A 17,307-nucleotide genomic window follows, 5' to 3' on the forward strand; every position below is an offset into this window, starting at 1 on the left:
CCGCCGCCAGATATCCCCCCTGGCGAAGCCTGCGTTTCTGCATTTCGGCCACCTCCTTCAGCCCCAGCGGCGCTTCTGGAGCGCCTGGACGGTGAGGAGCACAAAGAGCCCGGACAGGGACAGGTAGAGCACCACGCCACCCACGTCAAAGACGCTGTAGTAGGCGAAGTTGTAGAGCACCGAGGAGAAGGAGAACCGGGAGAGCAGCCCGGCCAGGGCGTCGGGGAGGAAGTCCATCAGGTCGTCCCACAGGTAGAGCGCCAGCAGGGCGGCGAAGGTGCTCACGGCGGCGATGACCTGACTTTCGGTGAGGGAAGAGAGAAACATCCCCACCGCCGCAAAGACGCAGCCCATCAGGAAAAAGGCCAAGATAGAGGCGTAGTCGGAGGCCAGCTGTCCCGTGCCGTTGGCGGCGATGATGAGAGGACACAGGCAGAAGAGGCCCATGGGGATAGCCAGCACCGTGAGCATGGAGAAATACTTCCCCAGCACCACTCCCGTGAGGGAGACCGGGGCGGAGAGCAGGAGCTGGTCGGTGCGGGCGCGCCGCTCCTCGGCCATGGAGCGCATGGTGAGAATGGGCACCGCCACCAGAAAGACGACGATGCCGTTGAGCAGGGCGTAGGAAAACTGGGGGTAGCCATAGTAGAGGTTGTTGGCCATGAAGTAGATGCCGATAAAGAAGGTCACCACGGCGATGAACACGCAGCCGGTCATATTGGTAAAGCAGGCCCGCACCTCCCGCAGATAGATGGCTTTCATGAGGGTTCCTCCTCTCCCGCCGGGTCCTCCGGCGCGGGTTGGTCCGGGGGCTCCTCCGGGGCGTCGTCGGCGGTGAGCTGGAGAAAGACGTCCTCCAGGGTCATGCCTCCGGCGGTCAGGCCCAGCAGGGGAATGCCCTCCCGGGCGCAGGCCCGGAAGACGGCCTCCCGGAGGTCTCCCCCGGCGCTCTCCAGGCGGAAGGCGCTCTCCCCCTCCGCCGCCCCGAGCAGGAGCTCCGCCGCCCCCGCCCCGGGGATGCCCTGGAGCAGGGCCAGGCCCTGGTCCGCCCCGGCCTTCAGGGTGACCTGGAGGAAGCGCTCCCCCGCCAGGTCCCGCTCCAGCTCCGCCGGGGTGCCGGAGGCCACCATGCGGCCTTGGCGGATGATGAGGATGCGGTCGCACACCGCCTGGACCTCCGCCAGCAGGTGGGAGCTGAGGATGACGGTGTGCCTTTGGGTCAGGTCCCGGATGAGCGCGCGGATTTCAATAATCTGCTTGGGGTCCAGGCCCACAGTGGGCTCGTCCAGAATGACGATCTCCGGGTCCCCCAGCAGGGCCTGGGCGATGCCCACCCGCTGGCGGTAGCCCTTGGAGAGGTTGCGAATAAGCCGCCCCGCCACGCCGGTGAGCATGGTCAGAGCCTCCACCCGCTCCAGCTCCCCCTCCCGGTCCCGGGCCGGGACCCTTTTCAGGGCGGCGGCGAAGGCGAGATACTCCTCCACCGTCATGTCGGGGTAGAGGGGCGGCTGTTCCGGCAGGTAGCCGATGTGCCTTTTGGCCGCCTCTGGCTCCTCCGTCATGCTCAGCCCGTCCACCAGCACCTCCCCCTCTGTGGGGCCCAGGCAGCCGGTCATGATGTTCATGGTGGTGGACTTTCCGGCCCCGTTGGGGCCCAGGAAGCCGTAGGCCTGGCCCCCCTCCACCGTGAAGCTCAGACGGTCCACCGCCGTGCGGCGGCCATACCGCTTTACCAGGTCGCGCACTTCGATCAAGGGCTTTTCCTCCTTTATCTCCCCCGGCCCTGGGCCGGGGGCGGTTTCATGCGGGAGAAAGCATAGCAGGCAAAGCTGAAAACAGGCTGAAATTCCCATGAACTTTTTGTAAACCGGCCCAGGGCGGAAACCGGCGGAATCACGCGCCGCCTTCGCCCTGGCAGAGGATGCGGACCTCGCCGTCTGAAACAGACAACCGCAGAGGGAGCGCCCGAAGGCGCTGCCTCTGCGGTTGGAAGAAAAACAATCTGTTCCGGCCGGTACCATTTTGTGGGGCGGGTATCTGCCGGTCAGGGGAGATAGGCTGCGGGGTTGACCCGGGTGCCGTTGACCCGGATTTCAAAGTGGCAGTGGCTGCCGGTGGACCGGCCGGTGGAACCGGCCCGGGCGATGGTCTGGCCCTGGTAGACCTTGTCGCCGGTAGAGACCAGCAGGCTGGAGTTGTGGGCGTAGTAGGTCTGCTCGCCGTTGCTGTGGTCGATGACCACCAGGTAGCCATAGGAGCCCTGCCAGCCCGCGAAGCTGACGGTGCCGCCGTCGGAGGCCCGGATGCTGGTGCCGTAGGGGACGGCGATGTCCAGGCCGGAGTGGTAGCTGTAGGAGCCAAAGATATAGCGGTAGCCGAACCGGGAGGTGATGGAGCCGTACACCGGCCAGATATAGTTGCCGGTGGGGTACCAGGAGGGGCGCTCCTTGGTGCCCACGGCGATGACCCGCTCAGTGGCCTCCCGGACCGTAGTGGTGGAGGTGACGTTGCGCTCCCGCTCCACGCCGTTGACATAGGTGACATCGGCGGTGACCAGAGCCTCGCCGGGGACGCCGGCCTCCAGCACGGCGGAATCTCCCTGATACATGCTGCTGTCCTCCACCTCCCGCACCGGGCAGGCAATCTCCTCGGTGTAGGTGTGGGTCTCGATGGTCTCCACCCCCAGGAAGGGGATTTCCTCCTTGATGTTGAGGATTTGCCCGATATAGAGCCGGTCCACATCCACGTCTGGGTTCAGGGCCTCCATCTCAGCCATAGTCATGTCATTGTCGAAAGCCAGGGCCATGAAGGTGTCGCCCTGCTGAACCTCGTAGGTGGTTTGGCCGTTTGTATTGGCGGTAAGCATGTCCAGCATGGACGCCGTGTCCTGCTGGGTATCGCTGGGGAAGTACTCCTTGGTGATGTGGACGTTCTTGGTGTACCCCACCGAAACGGTGTTCTCGTTGACATAGGGGGCGGAGAGCGTCTCCAACAGGGCGTCCAGCGTGGCCCGGTCGGCGGCGGCGCCCACCGTCTGGCCGTCCACAGAAAGGACGTAGCCCTGGGTAATCTCGCTGATCTGGTTGAACAGGTAGTTTTCAAAGTCAGCCACAGGGGTGAGGTCCCCGCTGCCGGAGAGGGCCGGGGCGTAGCTCACCGTGTGGGCAAGCTGGTAGTCATAGCCCAGAATCTCCGAAGCCCTGGACTCCACCCGCTCCATGGCCTGCTCAAAGACGCTCTGGCTGCGGACCAGGCCCAGGTCGGCGCCGTCCACCGTCACCACATAGGAGGGGGTGTAGACGGTGCCCACCACCGCCGCCACGCCGATGACGGCGCTGAGGGCCAGGAAGGGCAGGGGGGAGAGCTTGGGCTTCCCCGCCACGGCCGACCAGGCCCGATGGAAGACGCGGGCGCCCTGGAGGCGCAGGACCCGGCCGCAGTCCGCAGCCTCCTCCCGAAATTTAGAAAACTGCTCCTTGAAGCGCTCGACCCTCTCTGCCCCGGTGGGGCTGTGGCCTTTGCGCCGTCTATGGAGCGGAAACTCGTTTTGCGGTGCGTGCAGGATTTCATCCATGTCTCGTAAAGCCCTCCTTTACCCATCGCTCCGCAAATCTCTCAGGACTTGTAGAAGAAAAGTAACAGAGCGATCATAAAAGATTACAAATGGTTACAAACGAATGATACTCGTTTTTCCTGGGGCCGTCAAGCCTTTTTTGGGCGAAGCTGGTCGAAGGGTCCGCCACTTTTGACCCTCATAAATCCTGTGTTTTCTACAAGAATTCCATCATATTCACACAAAATATGCCTGTTTCGGCAAAATCTCCATCGAAGTTCCCGGCAGCGTGAAAAAAATTTTCGTGATTTTGACGTAACATTCCTGTAACATAACTCCCCGCCGGAGGGCAGCTGGCGCTGGACAGGGCGGAGAACATCCGGCTCCCCCCTGCAAAAAAAGAACATTTCCCTCTTGACAAGGATGGGAAAAGAATTATAATTATATATGAACAATAGCTCATATGTTTAATAGAAGGAGGGATCACCCATGGAAAAGCAGGAAGATCTGGAGCGGTGCGAGAGCGTCCACATCCACCAGGACCTTGTGGCGCAGGTCAACGCCGGGATGCCGGACGAGGAGATTCTCTACGACCTGGCGGAGCTCTTCAAGCTCTTCGCCGACTCCACCCGCATTAAGATTTTGTACGTCCTGTTCGCCTCGGAGCTGTGCGTGTGCGATATCGCCCAGCTTTTGAACATGAGCCAGTCGGCCATTTCCCACCAGCTCCGGGCCCTGAAGCAGGCCAAGCTGGTCCGCTACCGCCGGGAGGGGAAGCAGGTCTTCTATTCTCTGGCCGACGGCCATGTGCGGACCATCCTGGGCCAGGGCATGGAGCATGTGGCAGAGTAAGCTCCCCGCGCGTACGATTTTATAAAGGAGGCATTTCCCATGAAAAAGAAATTCAAGCTCACTGATCTGGACTGTGCCAGCTGCGCGGCCAAGATGGAGGCGGCCATCCAGAAGATCGACGGCGTCCACAGCGCCACCGTCAGCTTCCTGACCCAGAAGCTCACCCTGGAGGCCGACGACACCCGGTTCGACGACATTGTGGAGGAGGCGGTCCGGGTGTGCCGGAAAATCGAACCCGGCTGCGTCATCCAGCGCTGACCTGCCGCGCCATTCTGAATCCAGGAGGGATTTCCATGACTCAGAAGCAGAAACGAACCCTTGGACGGATATTCCTTTCGGCGGCGCTGCTGGCTGCGGCGCGGCTGCTGCCCACCCTCTGGCTCCCCGGGGCCCTTCCCCTGGTGAGCGTCAGCCACGCCGCCCAGGACGGGAGCGCCGCCTTTTCCCTGGCCCCCTGGGCGCTCTATCTGGTCCCCTATCTGCTCATCGGCTGGGACGTGCTGTGGAAGGCGGTGCGGAACATCGCCCACGGCCAGATCTTTGATGAGAACTTTCTCATGGCCCTGGCCACCGTGGGGGCCTTCGGCACCGGGGAGTATGCCGAGGCCGTCTTCGTCATGCTCTTCTACCAGGTGGGAGAGCTCTTCCAGGGCTACGCCGTGGGCAAGTCCCGCCAGTCCATCACCGCCCTGATGGACATCCGCCCCGACTGCGCCAACGTGGAGCGGGACGGGGCGCTCCTCCAGGTGGACCCCGACGAGGTAGAAGTGGGGGACACCATCGTCATCAAGGCCGGGGAGCGGGTGCCCCTGGACGGCGTGATTCTGGAGGGCCGTTCCACCCTGGACACCGCCGCCCTCACCGGGGAGTCCCTGCCCCGGGAGGCGGAGGCCGGCGATGATGTGATCTCCGGCTGCATCAACCTCTCCGGCCTGTTGAAGGTCCGGGTCACCAAGTCCTTTGAGGAGTCCACCGTGGCTAAAATTCTGGACCTGGTGGAGAACGCCGCCGGCAAAAAGGCCAAGGCGGAGAACTTCATCACCAAGTTTGCCCGGTACTACACCCCCAGCGTGGTGGCGGCGGCGGTGCTGCTGGCGGTGCTGCCCCCCCTGCTGGGGGACGGAGACTGGAGCAAGTGGTTCCACCAGGCCCTGGTCTTCCTGGTGATCTCCTGCCCCTGCGCCCTGGTGATCTCCGTGCCCCTGAGCTTCTTCGGCGGCATCGGCGGGGCCTCCCGGGCGGGTATTCTGGTGAAGGGCGGCAACTACTTAGAGGTTCTGGCCGACACCCAGATTGTGGTCTTTGACAAGACCGGCACCCTCACCAAGGGGGTCTTCAACGTCACCGCCATCCACCCGGACCAGTGCGATGAGGACCGGCTCCTGGAGCTGGCGGCCCTGGCGGAGAGCTATTCCGACCACCCCATCTCCCGCTCTCTGAAGGAGGCCTGCGGCAAGGAAATCGACAACAGCCGGGTGGACGGCGTGGAGGAGATCGCCGGCCAGGGCGTCAAGGCCAGCGTGGACGGCGTGGAGGTCTGGGTGGGCAACGACAAGCTCATGGACGCCGCCGGCGCGGCCTGGCACCCCTGCCACCGGGTTGGGACCACCGTACATGTGGCCTCCCAGGGGGTCTATCTGGGCCACATCGTCATCTCCGACGAGGTGAAGGAGGACGCCGCCCAGGCCATCGCCGGCCTGAAGACCATCGGGATTCAAAAGACGGTGATGCTCACCGGCGACGCCCAGGCCGTGGGGGAGGATGTGGCCCGGCGTCTGGGTCTGGACGAGGTCCACACCCAGCTCCTGCCGGCGGACAAGGTGGACCAGGTGGAGGCCCTGCTCCGGGAGCGGACGGGGAAGGGGAAGCTGGCCTTTGTGGGGGACGGCATCAACGACGCCCCCGTCCTCTCCCGGGCCGACCTGGGCATCGCCATGGGCGGCCTGGGCTCCGACGCCGCCATTGAGGCCGCCGACGTGGTCCTCATGGACGATAAGCCCTCCAAGATCGCCGTGGCCATCCGCATCGCCCGAAAGACCCTGAGCATCGTCCGGCAGAACATCGTCTTTGCCCTGGGGGTGAAGCTGCTGGTGCTGGTCCTGGGCGCGGTGGGCCGGGCCAACATGTGGGGGGCTGTCTTTGCCGACGTGGGGGTCTCGGTCCTCGCCATTCTCAACGCCATGCGGGCCCTCCGGGCGGGCCAGGGGGCGGAATAGCGCTGAGCACTCTCCACAGGCTGTGGAAATTATCGCCGGCACAACGGCCTGCAACGCCAAGCGCGAAGCGTCCGTCAATGGTACGAAAACGCCCAGGTCACTTCCAAACAGGAAATGACCTGGGTGTTTTTCACCGGCCGGGTGGGCCCGTTTCAGGACATTGGTTCCGGCCCCAGGGAGAATTTTTGCCCCGGGCGCAAACTTTTCTCCGCTCCAGGCGTCTAATCAACAGAAAGTCAGACAGGGGGCCGGAAGGGCCCCGCCGCGGAAGGATGCTGCTTTCTTTGAAATATGATCTTCAGCAAAAACGCCAGCTCCTGGTGGACCACATTCTCAGCCGTCAGACGGATTTCTACCGCCTGGCCTTCAGCTATGTGAAAAACCAGGACGCGGCTATGGATGTGGTCCAGGAGGCCATCGTCAAGGCTCTGGAGAAGGTGGACACCCTCCGGGAGCCGGCCTACCTCAAGACCTGGTTTTACCGCATCCTGATCAACGAGGCCATGAACCACTTTCGCCGCAGCCGGGACCTGCTCCCCTACGACGACGCCCTGAACGACCAGCCCGCCAGCGCCCTGGACCCCGGGACACGCCTGGACCTCTACGACGCCATCCAACGTCTCTCCTTCCCGGAGCAGACGGTGGTGAAGCTGCGCTTCTTTGAGGAACTGAAGCTGGAGGAGATCGCCCAGGCCACCGGCGTCAACCTGAACACGGTGAAATCCCGGCTCTACAAGGCCCTGAAAAAACTCAGAACCATGACTGGAGAGGAGATTGACCATGCATCCTGATTGGGAACACGCAAAGCAAGCCTACCGAAGTCCCCAGCCCCCGGAGGGGTTTTCCGGAGGGGTGGAGGAGGCCATCCGCCGGGGGGACCGGACCCGGCGGCGGCGTCTCACCGCCCGCCGGAGCCTCACCACCGCCCTGGCCGCCTGCGCCTGCTTCGTCCTGCTGGTGAACGCCAGCCCCACCTTCGCCCAGGCGGTGTCGGGGGTGCCGGTGCTGGGCCCCCTTGCCCGGGTCTTCACCGTGGCCGAGTACACTGCGGAGGATGACGGCCTCCTCCTGGACGTCCGCCTGCCCGGCCTGGAGAACACCGGAAATGAGGCCCTGGAAGAGCGGGTCAATGCCGAGATTACCACCCGGGTCCAGGCCCTCCTGGACGAGGCCCAGCAGCGGGCCCAGGAGGAGTGGGATGCCTACCTGGCCACCGGCGGGAACCCCGCAGATTACGCCCCGGCGGTCATCACCGCCGGCTATGAGGTCAAGTACCAGGGAGAGGGGTATCTCTCCTTTGTGGTGACCGTCACCCAGGTCCGGGCCACCGCCTCGGAGCAGTTCTTCCCCTACACCGTGGACCTGGCCACCGGCGAAGACGTGACCCTCCGGGACCTCCTGGGGGAGGACTGGAAGGAGACCGTCAACGCCTCGGTGAAGGAGCAGATCGCCCAGCGCAGCCAGGACCCCGCCAACAGCTACTGGGACGGCAGCGGCGGCATCCAGGGCTTCACCTCCATCCGGGACGGCCAGCCCTTCTACCTGGGCGTCGACGGAAACCCCGTGGTGATGTTCGAGGAGTACGAGATTGCCCCCGGCTATATGGGCATCCAGGAATTTGAGATCCCCCTTGGGGAATAACGGCAGACGGCAGCGGAGCCCATGCTCCGCTGCCGTCTTTCTGCCTTATTTGACAATAACGGTTATTTCTGATACTCAAACTCCAGATTGTAGAGGCAGACAGTGTCCCCGTCCTGGACCCCCATGGCCTCCATGCGCTGGAAGAGGCCGGACTCCCGGAGGACCCGGTCAAACCAGTTCCGGGACTCCACGTCCCCGAAGTTGACGTTGGCCATGAGCCGCTGGAGCCAGGGCCCGTCCACCATCCACACGCCGTCCACCTGCTCGATGGTGACCGCGCCGCTGGTGTCCAGCTGGGGGGGCTCCGGGACGTAGTCTGGCTCGTAGACCTGGATGGGGGGGAGGCTCTGGAGCCGCCCGGCGGCGTACCCCATGAGCTCGTCCACCCCCTGGTGGGTCACCGCCGAGAGGAGGAAGAAGGGCATTCCCTTGGCCTCCACATGGGCCCGGAGGGCCTCCGCCAGGCAGGGGTCCTGGGCGATGTCCAGCTTGGCGCCGGCCACCACCATGGGCCGCTGGGCCAGCTCCGGGCTGTAGGCGGCCAGCTCCCGGCAGATGGCCTCAAAGTCCTCCACCGGGTCCCGGCCCTCCCGGCCGGAGACGTCTACCAGATGGATCAGCAGCCGGCAGCGGTCCACATGCCGCAGGAAGTCGTGGCCCAGGCCGGCCCCCTCCGCCGCCCCCTCGATGAGGCCGGGGATGTCGGCCAGGACGAAGGAGACCCCCTCCTCCAGGTAGACCACCCCCAGGTTGGGCATGAGGGTTGTGAAGTGGTAGTCGGCAATCTTGGGCCGGGCCTTGGAGACCACCGACAGCAGCGTGGATTTCCCCACGTTGGGGAAGCCCACCAGTCCCACGTCGGCCAGGAGCTTGAGCTCCAGCACCACCTCCCGCTCCTGGCCGGGGAGCCCGGCCTTGGCGAAGTTGGGGGCCTGCCGGGTAGGGGTGGCGAAGTGCTTGTTGCCCCAGCCGCCGTTGCCCCCCCGGGCCAGCACAAAGGGCTGGTGGTCGGACATGTCCCGGATGATCTGGCCGGATGCCGCGTCCCGGACGACGGTGCCCAGGGGAACCTTGATGACCAGGTCCTCCCCGTCCCGGCCGGAGCACCGCTTGCCGGAGCCGTCCATGCCGTTGCCCGCCACATACTTGCGCTTGTAGCGGAAGTCCATCAGGGTGGAGAGGTGGTCGTCCACCTGGAGGACGATGTCCCCCCCCCGGCCGCCGTCGCCGCCGTCGGGGCCGCCGGCGGCCACATACTTCTCCCGGTGGAAGGACACGGCCCCGTTGCCCCCCTTCCCGGAGCGCACCGTGATTTTGGCGGTGTCCACAAATGCTGCTGCCATGGCTGCTCCTCTCTTAAAACTCCATCAGGTTCAGGCCCACGGTCTCGCTGAACTTCCGGCCCACCTGGCCTTCCCAGACCTGGAGGAAGAGCTCCATGGTAGCGCTGATGGTGCAGGCCGACAGGTGGCCGGCGCGGACCTCCCCTTCGGGGTTTGCAATGGTGATGTGGAGATGGAGATAGGGTGCCCCGTCCATCCGGGTCACATTCCCCACCAGGGCCGCAATTTCGTATGTACCCTGGCAGCGCTGGGAGAGGTACTTCTTGTTCACGCTGTCAAAGACGCCCAGTGTCACATCCTTGGCCGCCCCCAGAGCCGAGATGGTGGCCAGGGTGATGCCCTTCTCCTCCACCAGCTTGGAGAGGGAGGCCACCACCTCCTCGCCGGGGTCCAGGCGGACCAGATAGCCTTGGGGAAAGCTGCGGTATTCCATATGGATGCTCCTTTCTCTCTGCCGGGCCCCGCGGAGAGTTTTGCGGGGTCCTGTAAAAAAAAGCCGCAAACAGTCCCGTTTGCGGCTTTTCCGACTTACTGGGCGATCTCCACAATGGAGACCTGCTTGCGGTCCTTGCCCAGGCGCTGGAACTTGACCCTGCCGTCCTTGAGGGCGAAGAGGGTGTCGTCGCTGCCCTTGCCCACGTTCACGCCGGGGTGGATGTGGGTGCCCCGCTGCCGCACCAGGATGTTGCCGGCCAGGACGAACTGGCCGTCGGCGCGCTTGACGCCCAGCCGCTTGGACTCAGAGTCCCGGCCGTTGCGGGTGGAGCCGACGCCCTTCTTGTGGGCGAAGAACTGAAGACCGATGTTCAGCATGGTGTTACACCTCCATGTCTAAGACGATGATGTTTTCGGGATACTCCTCGTGGAGACTGGAAAAATAGACCATCATGGCCGTGAGGAGAGTCTGACAGGTGCTCTCGTTGGCCGGTCCCAGTCCGCCGGGGAGCTTGAGGGAGAGGTAGGCGTCCTTTTCCCGGACCTTCACCGCAGCCTCCAGGCCCAGCACGTCGTTGACGGCGCACTCGGCCAGCCGGACCGCGCTGGTGACGGCGGCGCAGAGGATGTCCTCCCCCTGGGGGGCCAGGCCGCTGTGTCCCTGGACGGTAAAGCCCGTGACGCGGCTGCCCTGGGAAGTGAAAGTAACCTCGATCACACCGGATCAGGCTTCGATCTTGCCGATGGCGACCTTGGTGTAGGGCTGGCGGTGGCCCTGGCGGCGGCGGTAGCCCTTCTTGGGGTTGTACTTGAAGATGCGGATCTTCTTGCCCTTGCCGTTTTTCACCACAGAGGCGCTGACCTTCGCGCCCTCCACCACGGGAGCGCCGAAGGTGGCCTTGTCCCCGTCCAGCAGGGCCAGGACCTTGTCGAAGGTCACGTTCTCGCCGGCCTCCACAGGGAGCTTCTCGATGAAGAGGGTGTCGCCCTCGGCCACCTTGTACTGCTTGCCGCCGGTCTCGATGATGGCATACATTTGTCTGGTTCACTCCTTCATAACGGGCTCGCTGTCGGGGGTGGAGCGGGGCCGTCCGGCCCGCCCGCTTGGAAACCCAGTCAAAGCGGCTATAACAGTATAGCAGCGCCTTTTCCCCTTGTCAATGTATTTTTTGCCTTTCTCCGGCCCTTTTTCGCCCCGGGGCCTCAGGGCAGGTCCACTTGGATGGGCGGGTCGAAGACCGTGACCCGGTTGGAGGACAACGGGATGGTGACGCTGTCCCAGGGGTAGTCCCAGAGGACCCGGTACTCCGTCATGGTCTCGCACCAGCCGTCCCCGTCCTCGTCGGTGCTGCTCATGGACATGCTGCCCCAGTCGTGCCGCCCCCCCTCCGGGTCGTAGTAATACCCGTCGAAGGTGACGGACTGACCGTCATTGCGGAAGGAGAGGTAGACGTTCCCCTCCCGGCGCTCTATGGTGAGGTCCCCCAGGGCCTCGGGCAGCCAGCCGGCCTCCCCGGCAGCAAGGTCCAGGGTGAAGGAGGTCCGGTCCTGGTCCAGCCACTGGGCCTCCTGGATATAGAGGGTCAAATCCTGGTTTTCCGAGAAGTAGCAGCTCTCCAGCTGGATGGCCTCCCCGCCGCCGTAGGTGACGCTGGGCCTGTCATAGCGGTTCCCCGCCCCGTCCAGGGCGTAGCACTCCAGACGGCAGAGCTCCGCCGTGTTGTCCGGGTGGGCCTCCAGGGTGAGATCCATCCGGGTGGGGTCGATGGTCAGCTCGTCCAGGTAGAGGCGCTGGCCGTCCAGCGTAATCCACTGCCCCACCTCCACCGTCCGGCCGGGGCCCAGGAGGGTAGGGTCGATGGTCAGGGGAAAGGTGAACTCCGCCAGCACCGGGGACCGGGGCGTGCTCTCTGCATCCGGCCAGGGGAGGGAGGCGTCCGGGGCCTCCGCCGGGCCTGCAAACTGGCCCTTGTTCCGGCCGGAGTCGGAGACCTCCAGCACCAGCTGAAGCTCCTCCGGCAGGTCCGCCCCGTCGAAGTAGAAGGTCGCCAGACGCCAGTGCGCCTCCGTCTCGCCGGGGTCCTCCCAGGCGGCCTCCTGGGAGCCAGCCGGGGGTTCCCCGTTTTCGTCCAGGAGGTCCGGGGTGATGTCCAGCCAGGTGTCCCCCGCCCAGGAGAGGGTGTAGAACACGTTCAGGGAGGTCTGCCACGATGAGGGATTCCACCGTGGCGGTGATGCCGTTTTGGGTCTGGGACTGGCCCACGGGCTGGACGTAGTCGTTTTCAAAGGCGGCCTTGAGGCTGGGCCGGAGGGCCACCGCCTGGGCCAGCTCCCGGACGAAGGGGACCCGCCGGCAGGCCATGGCGAAGGGGGTGGAGCAGTTCACCAGCACCGCGAAGGCCGCCGCCGCGCCCCCCAGGGAGGCCAGGGGGACGCCCAGCCGCTTTCCACGGCGCTCCCGCCGGGCCCTGGCCCTGGCCCGGTCCACCGTCCCCGCCAGCTCCGGGGGGGGCTCCTTGAGCTGGGCCGCCAGAGCCCAGTATTCCTCGGTTCGGTTCATTGACCCGCCGCCTCCTCTCCGTCGGTGAGCGCCAGCCGCAAAAGCTGGAGGGCCTTCCGCTGCCGGGTGGCCGCAGTGCCCTGGGGGATGTCCAGGGTCCGGGCGGTCTCCGCCAGGGTCAGGCCGGTAAAGTAGCGCAGGATAATAACCTCCCGCAGATCCCGGGGGAGCCGCCCGATGGCGTCCCGGAGGGGGAGGGCATCAAATTCCTCCTGGGCCGTCTCCGGCAGCTCGGCCACCGCCACCTCCCGTTTATTCCGCCGCAGCTCGGCGTGGCAGACGTTGATGAGGATGCGGGTGAGCCAGGTGTCGAAGTACCGCTCCTCCCGGAGCTTCCCGCAGGCGCGCAGCCCCCGGTAGACCGCCTCGTCCACGGCGTCCACCGCCAGGGACTGGCTTCCCAGGTACAGCCAGGCCATGCCGTAGAGCTTCTCCTTCAGGACATCGGCCCGGACGGCGTAGGCGTCCTCAGTCATCCGGCCTCCCTCCTTTCACTCATTTAGATGCCTGGGCGGGCGGTTTTGATTGCGCCGGAGAAAATTTTATTATATAATACACCAAACGAACATCACGCCCCCCGTTGGGGGGTCTATGGAGGTATTTTTTTGGAAGAACTGGAGCGCCTGCCCATTCCCCTGCTGGAGTGGTATCACGAAAATGCGCGAGTGCTGCCCTGGCGCAGCGACCCCACCCCCTACCACGTCCTGGTGTCGGAGATCATGCTCCAGCAGACCCGGGTGACGGCGGTGCTGGACTACTACCGCCGGTTTCTGGAGGCCCTGCCCACGGCGGCCTGCCTGGCGGCGGTGGAGGAGGACAGGCTTTTGAAGCTGTGGCAGGGCCTGGGCTACTACAACCGGGCCCGGAACCTCCAGAAAGCCGCCCGGCAGGTGGTGGAGGACTACGGCGGGGACTTCCCCCGGACCTATGAGGGGCTGCTGAAGCTCTCCGGGGTGGGGGAGTACACCGCCGGGGCCATCGCCTCCATCGCCTTCGGGGAGCCGGTGCCGGCGGTGGACGGCAACGTCCTCCGGGTGGTCGCCCGCCTCACCGGGGACGCCGGGGACATCACCCGGCCGGAGACCAGGCGCCGCATGGGGGCGGCCCTCCGGGCGGTGATCCCCCTCCGGGCGCCGGGGGACTTCAACCAGGCCATGATGGATTTGGGGGCCACGGTGTGCCTGCCCAATGGGGCCCCCCTGTGCGGGAAATGCCCCGCCGGGGACTTCTGCCGGGCCCGGCGGGAGGGCCGGACCGGGGAGCTGCCGGTGAAGCCCCCCAAAAAGGCCCGGCGGGTGGAGGAGCGGGTGGTCTTCCTGCTGTTCCATCAGGGAAAGGCGGCCCTCCGCCGCCGGGGGGAGAAGGGCCTGCTGGCGGGGCTGTGGGAGTACCCCAACGAGCCCGCCCCGGCGGAGGGGGCCCTGGCGGCCTGGGGGGTCCGGCCCCGGACCCTGGAGGAGGCCGGGGTGGGAAAGCACATCTTCACCCACATCGAGTGGCGGCTGCGGGCCCTGGCCGTGGAGGCCGAAGGGGCGGAGCTGCCCTCCGGCTGGGTGTGGGCCGGCCGGGAGGACCTCCTGGGGTCCTACGCCGTGCCCAACGCCTTCCAGAGCTTCCAGGCGGCGGTGGAGGCCCGGGTGCGGTAATCAGAGACAGAGGAGAGCGGGAACGATGGCAAAGCTGTACTTTCGCTACGGGGTCATGGGCTCCAGCAAGACGGCCAACGCGCTGATGGTGCGCTACAACTACGAGGAGCGGGGCCAGGAGGCCCTGCTGGTGAAGCCGGAGATCGACCAGCGGGACGGGGCCAAGTTCGTGGCCTCCCGGATGGGGCTCTCCCACCCCTGCGTCTACTTCTCCGAGCTGCACGCCATGCCGGAGGAGGCGCTCAAGCGCTACGCCTGCGTCATTGTGGACGAGGCCCAGTTTTTGAGCCGGGAGGAGGTCCAGCACCTGGTCCACATCGTGGACGACTGGGGCATCCCGGTGATCTGCTACGGCCTGCGGGCCGACTTCTCCGGGGCCCTCTTCCCCGGCTCCCAGGAGCTGCTGGCCACGGCCGACATCATTGAGGAGGTCAAGACCATCTGCTGGTGCGGCAAAAAGGCCACCTGCAACGCCCGCTTTGACCGAGAGGGGCGGGTCCTCCGGGAGGGGGAGCAGGTGGTCCTGGGGGCCAACGACCAGTATATCGGCCTGTGCCGCAAGCACTGGCGGGAGGGGAATCTGGGGCCGGAGTTCTCCCGGTAAGCGCCGGGACGCGGCCGGGGATTGGGACCGCTCTGAGACGGGCGTGGCGGACGCGTCTAAATGAGTTGCTGAGGCGGAATTTTTTTGCTATAATCATCATCTGATAGGAGCGCGGTCGAAGGGGAACACTATGGACAACATCATTCTCATCGGAATGCCGGGGGCGGGGAAGAGCACCGTAGGGGTGCTGCTGGCCAAGGCCCTGGGATACAACTTCCTGGATACCGATCTGCTGCTCCAGGAGCAGGAGGGGATGCTCCTCCAGGATCTGGTGGACGCCCTGGGAGTGGAGGATTTTCTGGATCGGGAGGCCGATGCCCTCTGCGCACTGGACTGCCGGCGCACGGTCATCGCGCCCGGTGGGAGCGCGGTGTGCCGGGCGCACTCCATGGCCCGGCTGGGGGAGCTGGGCCGGGTGGTCTACCTCCGCCTCCCGCTGGAGGCCCTGGAGCGCAGGCTCCAGAATATCTCCACCCGGGGCATCGCCATGGCTCCGGGGGAGACGCTGTCGGACCTCTACGCCTTCCGGTCCCCTCTCTACCAGCGGTACGCCGGCCTCACCGTGGACGTGGGGGAGCTGACCCTGGAGGAGACCGTGGCTGCGGTGCTCCAGGGCCTGGACCGCTGGGGAGAGGCCCCGGCAGACCCTTCAATTAATCCACAAAAAAGGACCGAGACAAGATGAATTTTAAGGAATTAGGGCTCATCGCCCCCATCCTCAAGGCCCTGGCGGCCCAGGGCTATACCGAACCCACCCCCATTCAGCGCCAGGCCATCCCCCCGGCCCTCCGGGGCCGGGACGTGCTGGGCTGCGCCCAGACCGGCACCGGCAAGACCTGCGCCTTTGCCGCCCCCATCCTCCAGCGGCTTCACGCCGACGTGGTGATGGGACCCAGGTATATTCGCGCCCTGATCCTCACGCCCACCCGGGAGCTGGCCCTCCAGATTCAGGCGTCCTTCCAGAGCTACGGCCGCAACCTGCCTCTGCGCTCCGCTGTCATCTTCGGCGGCGTGGGCCAGCAGCCCCAGGTGGAAAAGCTCAAGAAGGGCGTGGACATCCTGGTGGCCACCCCCGGCCGCCTGCTGGACCTCCAGGGCCAGGGCCTCCTGGACTTGAGCCGGGTGGAGATCTTCGTCCTGGACGAGGCCGACCGGATGCTGGACATGGGCTTCATCCATGACGTCCGCCGGGTCCTGAAGCTCCTGCCGGAGAAAAAGCAGACCCTCTTCTTCTCCGCCACCATGCCCCCGGAGGTCATGGACCTGGTGAACGCCCTCCTCCACGACCCGGTCCGGGTGGCGGTGGACCCGGTATCCTCCCCGGTGGAGGTCATTGACCAGCGGCTCTACTTTGTGGACAAGGGCAGCAAGTCCAAGCTCCTGGCCTATCTCCTCCAGACCCTGGAGGCGAAGAACGCCCTGGTCTTCACCCGCACCAAGCACGGGGCCAACAAGGTGGCCGGGGACCTCCAGAAGGCGGGCATCTCAGCCGCCGCCATCCACGGCAACAAGTCCCAGACCGCCCGGCAGCAGGCTCTCTCCGACTTCAAGGCGGGGCGGGTCCGGTGCCTGGTGGCCACCGACATCGCCGCCCGGGGCATCGACATCGAGGAGCTCTCCCACGTCTTCAACTACAATCTGCCGGAGGTGCCCGAGACCTACGTCCACCGCATCGGCCGCACCGGCCGGGCGGGGCACGGCGGGGCCGCCATCTCCTTCTGTGACTATGCGGAGAAGGAGTACCTCAAGGGCATGGAGCGGCTTCTGGGCAGGCCTATCCCGGTGGTGGAGGACCACCCCTGGCCCATGCAGGTTTTCGAGGTCCCCAAGGACGCTAGAGGCCGGGCTGTCAACGCCGAGGACGCCGAGGCCCGGGCCGCCGCCAGGGAGCGCCGCCGCCAGCGGGATGCCGCCCAGACCCGGCAGGCCCAGGACGCCCCCCTCCAGCCCGCCCCCGCCAAGCGGCGGGAGCCCCGCTGGCAGAAGGCCAGCCGGCCCGGCGTCCTGGACGCGGTGCTCCCCGAGCGCACCGCCGGGGCCCCGGAGGAGGTTCTGGGCGAATTCTCCCGGCCCGACCCCCTCTCCTCCGACCACATCATGGACGCCACCGCCCGGCTCCTGGCCCCCCGGAAGCGGAGCCTCCGGCCGGAGCCCCGATCCCAGGAGGGTGGCGCCAGCCAGAGCCGCCGCCGCAGGGGGAAGTCTCAGGGGGAGGGCGCCTCCCAGCCGGCCCGGCGGGTCCGAGAGGCCCAGCCCCCCAAGGCGGCTCCAGCCCCCGCCGGCAAAAAGCGCCGGGACCGGGGCCGCGGACCCCGGGGCGGACGCCCCCCAGTTCTCCCCCAGAAGAGCGGGGCCGTGAAGGACTCCACTGAGCAGCCCAGCCTGATGAAGCCCTACTATATGGAACACGACTGACGTCAACACGCCCAAAAGGGGCCCCGCCGGAGGGCGGGGCCC

Annotated in this window: 20 protein-coding genes; 10 read left to right on the forward strand and 10 right to left on the reverse strand. The window is 66.0% G+C overall.

What is annotated here, in order from left to right; all coding sequences use genetic code 11:
* Positions 1 to 57: 57 nt before the first annotated feature.
* The 3 genes from Q0K09_RS01965 to Q0K09_RS01975 form a co-directional block, all read right to left on the reverse strand.
* A complete protein-coding gene (locus tag Q0K09_RS01965; RefSeq protein ID WP_294472216.1) occupies positions 58 to 762 on the reverse strand; it encodes an ABC transporter permease in 705 nt (234 codons plus the stop codon).
* Positions 759 to 1,745 carry an ABC transporter ATP-binding protein gene (locus Q0K09_RS01970; protein WP_294472320.1) on the reverse strand — a complete coding sequence of 329 codons (987 nt, stop codon included), beginning with the start codon at positions 1,743 to 1,745 and terminating at the stop codon, positions 759 to 761. The genes Q0K09_RS01965 and Q0K09_RS01970 overlap by 4 nt, the downstream gene beginning before the upstream one ends.
* Before the next feature lie 299 nt (positions 1,746 to 2,044).
* Positions 2,045 to 3,574 (reverse strand): M23 family metallopeptidase, encoded by a 1,530-nt coding sequence (locus Q0K09_RS01975; RefSeq protein ID WP_294472219.1) that lies wholly within the window; start codon positions 3,572 to 3,574, stop codon positions 2,045 to 2,047.
* A gap of 468 nt (positions 3,575 to 4,042) precedes the next feature.
* Here Q0K09_RS01975 and Q0K09_RS01980 point away from each other — a divergent pair, with 468 nt between their 5' ends.
* The 5 genes from Q0K09_RS01980 to Q0K09_RS02000 all read left to right on the forward strand — a co-directional run bounded on the left by Q0K09_RS01980 (position 4,043) and on the right by Q0K09_RS02000 (position 8,262).
* The gene (locus tag Q0K09_RS01980; protein WP_294472221.1) at positions 4,043 to 4,405 is read left to right on the forward strand and encodes a metalloregulator ArsR/SmtB family transcription factor; all 363 of its coding nucleotides are present in this window, start codon (positions 4,043 to 4,045) and stop codon (positions 4,403 to 4,405) included.
* Positions 4,406 to 4,444: 39 nt separating this feature from the next.
* Positions 4,445 to 4,663 carry a cation transporter gene (locus tag Q0K09_RS01985; RefSeq protein ID WP_294472223.1) on the forward strand — a complete coding sequence of 73 codons (219 nt, stop codon included), beginning with the start codon at positions 4,445 to 4,447 and terminating at the stop codon, positions 4,661 to 4,663.
* A 35-nt stretch (positions 4,664 to 4,698) separates the two neighbouring features.
* Positions 4,699 to 6,621 (forward strand): heavy metal translocating P-type ATPase, encoded by a 1,923-nt coding sequence (locus Q0K09_RS01990; protein WP_294472224.1) that lies wholly within the window; start codon positions 4,699 to 4,701, stop codon positions 6,619 to 6,621.
* Positions 6,622 to 6,905: 284 nt separating this feature from the next.
* Positions 6,906 to 7,412: a sigma-70 family RNA polymerase sigma factor gene (locus tag Q0K09_RS01995; RefSeq protein ID WP_294472226.1), complete on the forward strand. Its 507-nt coding sequence runs from the start codon at positions 6,906 to 6,908 to the stop codon at positions 7,410 to 7,412.
* Positions 7,402 to 8,262 carry a DUF3298 and DUF4163 domain-containing protein gene (locus tag Q0K09_RS02000; RefSeq protein ID WP_294472227.1) on the forward strand — a complete coding sequence of 287 codons (861 nt, stop codon included), beginning with the start codon at positions 7,402 to 7,404 and terminating at the stop codon, positions 8,260 to 8,262. The genes Q0K09_RS01995 and Q0K09_RS02000 overlap by 11 nt, the downstream gene beginning before the upstream one ends.
* Positions 8,263 to 8,324: 62 nt before the next feature.
* Here Q0K09_RS02000 and obgE read toward each other — a convergent pair whose 3' ends face one another.
* The 6 genes from obgE to Q0K09_RS02030 form a co-directional block, all read right to left on the reverse strand.
* A complete protein-coding gene (obgE, locus tag Q0K09_RS02005; RefSeq protein ID WP_294472228.1) occupies positions 8,325 to 9,605 on the reverse strand; it encodes a GTPase ObgE in 1,281 nt (426 codons plus the stop codon).
* Positions 9,606 to 9,618: 13 nt separating this feature from the next.
* On the reverse strand, positions 9,619 to 10,038 hold the full coding sequence (locus Q0K09_RS02010; RefSeq protein WP_294472230.1) for a PPC domain-containing DNA-binding protein: 420 nt from the start codon (positions 10,036 to 10,038) through the stop codon (positions 9,619 to 9,621).
* Positions 10,039 to 10,133: 95 nt separating this feature from the next.
* Positions 10,134 to 10,418 carry a 50S ribosomal protein L27 gene (rpmA, locus tag Q0K09_RS02015; RefSeq protein WP_294472232.1) on the reverse strand — a complete coding sequence of 95 codons (285 nt, stop codon included), beginning with the start codon at positions 10,416 to 10,418 and terminating at the stop codon, positions 10,134 to 10,136.
* A gap of 4 nt (positions 10,419 to 10,422) precedes the next feature.
* Positions 10,423 to 10,758, reverse strand: coding sequence for a ribosomal-processing cysteine protease Prp (locus tag Q0K09_RS02020; RefSeq protein WP_294472234.1), 336 nt, complete (start codon positions 10,756 to 10,758; stop codon positions 10,423 to 10,425).
* A gap of 6 nt (positions 10,759 to 10,764) precedes the next feature.
* On the reverse strand, positions 10,765 to 11,076 hold the full coding sequence (rplU, locus tag Q0K09_RS02025) for a 50S ribosomal protein L21 (protein ID WP_294472237.1): 312 nt from the start codon (positions 11,074 to 11,076) through the stop codon (positions 10,765 to 10,767).
* A gap of 167 nt (positions 11,077 to 11,243) precedes the next feature.
* Entirely contained in the window at positions 11,244 to 12,230 is a 987-nt protein-coding gene (locus Q0K09_RS02030) for a DUF5643 domain-containing protein (protein ID WP_294472239.1), read from the reverse strand.
* Between the two features lie 104 nt (positions 12,231 to 12,334).
* Between Q0K09_RS02030 and Q0K09_RS02035 the strand changes: the two genes are divergently transcribed.
* Positions 12,335 to 12,628 carry a hypothetical protein gene (locus tag Q0K09_RS02035; RefSeq protein ID WP_294472241.1) on the forward strand — a complete coding sequence of 98 codons (294 nt, stop codon included), beginning with the start codon at positions 12,335 to 12,337 and terminating at the stop codon, positions 12,626 to 12,628.
* On the opposite strand, the gene Q0K09_RS02040 is transcribed toward Q0K09_RS02035, so the two are convergent.
* A complete protein-coding gene (locus Q0K09_RS02040) occupies positions 12,597 to 13,076 on the reverse strand; it encodes a sigma-70 family RNA polymerase sigma factor (protein ID WP_294472243.1) in 480 nt (159 codons plus the stop codon). The genes Q0K09_RS02035 and Q0K09_RS02040 overlap by 32 nt on opposite strands.
* Before the next feature lie 129 nt (positions 13,077 to 13,205).
* Here Q0K09_RS02040 and mutY point away from each other — a divergent pair, with 129 nt between their 5' ends.
* The 4 genes from mutY to Q0K09_RS02060 all read left to right on the forward strand — a co-directional run bounded on the left by mutY (position 13,206) and on the right by Q0K09_RS02060 (position 17,265).
* Entirely contained in the window at positions 13,206 to 14,246 is a 1,041-nt protein-coding gene (gene mutY / locus Q0K09_RS02045; RefSeq protein ID WP_294472246.1) for an A/G-specific adenine glycosylase, read from the forward strand.
* A gap of 25 nt (positions 14,247 to 14,271) precedes the next feature.
* Positions 14,272 to 14,850 carry a thymidine kinase gene (locus tag Q0K09_RS02050; protein WP_294472248.1) on the forward strand — a complete coding sequence of 193 codons (579 nt, stop codon included), beginning with the start codon at positions 14,272 to 14,274 and terminating at the stop codon, positions 14,848 to 14,850.
* 130 nt (positions 14,851 to 14,980) lie between these two features.
* Positions 14,981 to 15,535 carry a shikimate kinase gene (locus Q0K09_RS02055; RefSeq protein WP_365931203.1) on the forward strand — a complete coding sequence of 185 codons (555 nt, stop codon included), beginning with the start codon at positions 14,981 to 14,983 and terminating at the stop codon, positions 15,533 to 15,535.
* Positions 15,532 to 17,265 carry a DEAD/DEAH box helicase gene (locus tag Q0K09_RS02060; protein ID WP_294472250.1) on the forward strand — a complete coding sequence of 578 codons (1,734 nt, stop codon included), beginning with the start codon at positions 15,532 to 15,534 and terminating at the stop codon, positions 17,263 to 17,265. Before Q0K09_RS02055 ends, Q0K09_RS02060 begins: the two co-directional genes overlap by 4 nt.
* Positions 17,266 to 17,307: the final 42 nt, after the last annotated feature.

This window comes from uncultured Intestinimonas sp. (assembly GCF_944387725.1).
GTDB lineage: Bacteria > Bacillota > Clostridia > Oscillospirales > Oscillospiraceae > Intestinimonas.

Coding starts and splice junctions, on each gene's coding strand:
- Q0K09_RS01965 (WP_294472216.1), bottom strand. CDS start 762: ATGAAAGCCATCTATCTGCGGGAGGTGCGGGCCTGCTTTACCAATATG.
- Q0K09_RS01975 (WP_294472219.1), bottom strand. CDS start 3,574: ATGGATGAAATCCTGCACGCACCGCAAAACGAGTTTCCGCTCCATAGA.
- Q0K09_RS01980 (WP_294472221.1), top strand. CDS start 4,043: ATGGAAAAGCAGGAAGATCTGGAGCGGTGCGAGAGCGTCCACATCCAC.
- Q0K09_RS01985 (WP_294472223.1), top strand. CDS start 4,445: ATGAAAAAGAAATTCAAGCTCACTGATCTGGACTGTGCCAGCTGCGCG.
- Q0K09_RS01990 (WP_294472224.1), top strand. CDS start 4,699: ATGACTCAGAAGCAGAAACGAACCCTTGGACGGATATTCCTTTCGGCG.
- Q0K09_RS02000 (WP_294472227.1), top strand. CDS start 7,402: ATGCATCCTGATTGGGAACACGCAAAGCAAGCCTACCGAAGTCCCCAG.
- obgE (WP_294472228.1), bottom strand. CDS start 9,605: ATGGCAGCAGCATTTGTGGACACCGCCAAAATCACGGTGCGCTCCGGG.
- Q0K09_RS02010 (WP_294472230.1), bottom strand. CDS start 10,038: ATGGAATACCGCAGCTTTCCCCAAGGCTATCTGGTCCGCCTGGACCCC.
- rpmA (WP_294472232.1), bottom strand. CDS start 10,418: ATGCTGAACATCGGTCTTCAGTTCTTCGCCCACAAGAAGGGCGTCGGC.
- rplU (WP_294472237.1), bottom strand. CDS start 11,076: ATGTATGCCATCATCGAGACCGGCGGCAAGCAGTACAAGGTGGCCGAG.
- Q0K09_RS02040 (WP_294472243.1), bottom strand. CDS start 13,076: ATGACTGAGGACGCCTACGCCGTCCGGGCCGATGTCCTGAAGGAGAAG.
- Q0K09_RS02050 (WP_294472248.1), top strand. CDS start 14,272: ATGGCAAAGCTGTACTTTCGCTACGGGGTCATGGGCTCCAGCAAGACG.
- Q0K09_RS02055 (WP_365931203.1), top strand. CDS start 14,981: ATGGACAACATCATTCTCATCGGAATGCCGGGGGCGGGGAAGAGCACC.
- Q0K09_RS02060 (WP_294472250.1), top strand. CDS start 15,532: ATGAATTTTAAGGAATTAGGGCTCATCGCCCCCATCCTCAAGGCCCTG.